1 protein-coding gene and 1 pseudogene are annotated in these 2,068 nt (G+C 47.4%); both read right to left on the bottom strand.

Annotated elements, in window-relative coordinates; all coding sequences use genetic code 11:
• A pseudogene (locus CCU_RS14710) lies at positions 1-164 on the bottom strand (MATE family efflux transporter); the annotation flags it as partial.
• Positions 165-386: 222 nt separating this feature from the next.
• Positions 387-1,697 (bottom strand): phosphomethylpyrimidine synthase ThiC, encoded by a 1,311-nt coding sequence (thiC, locus tag CCU_RS05305; RefSeq protein ID WP_015533846.1) that lies wholly within the window; start codon positions 1,695-1,697, stop codon positions 387-389.
• Between the last annotated feature and the right edge of the window lie 371 nt (positions 1,698-2,068).

Raw genomic sequence — 2,068 nt, 5'->3', positions numbered from 1 at the left:
TAGCTGTTGCCGACCGCCGCCAGAGCATTTTCTCCTATGAACTGCCCCGCCACAAAGCTGTCCGCTATGTTGTAAAGCTGCTGAAATATTACACTTCCAAAAAGTGGCAGGCAGAATCTCCATAACACTGATTCTGGCCTTCCCACAGTAAGATCTTTGTTCACTTTTTTCCCTTCTTTTCTATAATTTACTCCTGTTTTCGGTTTTATTCTAAACTCGTTCACCCGGCATTACAATAGGCAAAATAGTAAACATCTTCGGCTGAACACCCGTTTTTTGTACTTATTCCCATATATTTTCTATCATGTTATGCATATAAAAACGACAGTACATGCCGAGATGGACATATACTGCCGAATCTTTTTATATTTTAAGTTTCTTGGTAATTACAGTATATCTATGTATTCCCCTGACAACGCCTTGTTCATCGATCTGACAGCACAGAATTTACCGCACATACTGCACGTGTCGCTGTACTCGTCATCAGGCTTCCTGCTGTCCCTGATCTCCTTTGCAGTCTCAGGATCTATGGCACATGCAAACTGTGCATCCCAGTCGAGGACACGTCTCGCATCCGCCATCTTGTCATCTATATCCCTCGCTCCAGGTATCCCCTTTGCTATATCTGCCGCATGGGCTGCTATCTTGGAGGCTATGATTCCCTGCTTGACATCGTCTACATTTGGCAGGGCAAGGTGCTCTGCTGGTGTTACGTAACAGAGGAATGCTGCGCCGTTCATGGCTGCGACCGCTCCGCCTATGGCACTTGTGATGTGATCGTATCCCGGTGCTATATCTGTGACAAGAGGTCCAAGTACGTAGAATGGTGCGCCCATACAGAGTGTCTTCTGAACTTCCATGTTGGCTGCAATCTGATTGAGTGGCACATGACCAGGGCCCTCAACCATAACCTGTACGTTATGATCCCACGCGCGCTTTGTCAGCTCTCCAAGTCTGACAAGCTCCTCTATCTGACATACATCCGTTGCGTCCGCAAGACATCCCGGACGACATGCATCTCCAAGTGATACTGTCACATCGTATTCCTCGCATATATCAAGGATCTGGTCAAAATACTCGTAGAACGGATTCTCATTGCCTGTCATGGTCATCCATGCAAATACAAGACTGCCGCCACGGCTTACTATGTTCATCTTTCTCTTATGTTTCTTGATCTGTTCGATCGTCTTTCTTGTTATTCCGCAGTGGAGAGTCACAAAATCAACTCCATCCTCCGCATGAAGACGTACCACATCGATGAAATCCTGTGCTGTCAGTGTCGCAAGGTCTCTCTGATAGTGGATAACGCTGTCATATACCGGCACAGTTCCTATCATAGCCGGACACTCTGAAGTGAGCTTCTGTCTGAACGGCTGTGTATTGCCATGGCTTGACAGATCCATGATCGCCTCTGCTCCCATCTCGACAGCACTCATAACCTTCTGCATCTCGATACCATAATCCTTGCAGTCTCTTGACACGCCGAGGTTGACATTAATCTTGGTCCTCAGCATGCTTCCAACTCCCTCTGGGTTTAAGCATGTGTGCTTCTTGTTGGCAGGTATCGCTACCTTACCCTCTCCTACCAGTTTCATCAGCGCCTCAGTGGACATATGCTCTTTCTCGGCAACTTTCTCGATCTCAGGAGTTACTATGCCTTTTCTTGCTGCGTCCATCTGTGTTGTGTAATTTCTCATCTGTTCCTCCAATCTGATCCGGCTTTATAAATCTGTTCCAGATCTAATATTTGTTTCTCTTACACTTTTATAGTGGCGGAAGGTGGTGCCCCCAATCAGCCACTTAAGGAATATCCCACTCATGTAGATTATTCCTTATAAAGGAGCAGACGCATGAAAGGCGCTTACGCGCGGCGTCTGCGTATTATGTCGTCAAGCACCGCTTGATGACCTGCGCGCACATCAGTGCGCTTCCACTCTTCACAAGGAATCCTCCCACTTACGTGGGTCCCTCCTTATAAAGGAGCAGACGCATGAAAGGCGCTTACGCGCGGCGTCTGCGTACTTCGCAAGGAATCCTCCCACTTACGTGGGTCCCTCCTTATGAAAAA

The sequence above is a fragment of the Coprococcus sp. ART55/1 genome (assembly GCF_000210595.1).
GTDB lineage: Bacteria > Bacillota > Clostridia > Lachnospirales > Lachnospiraceae > Coprococcus > Coprococcus aceti.
This window is presented reverse-complemented; position numbering and strand designations above follow the sequence as displayed.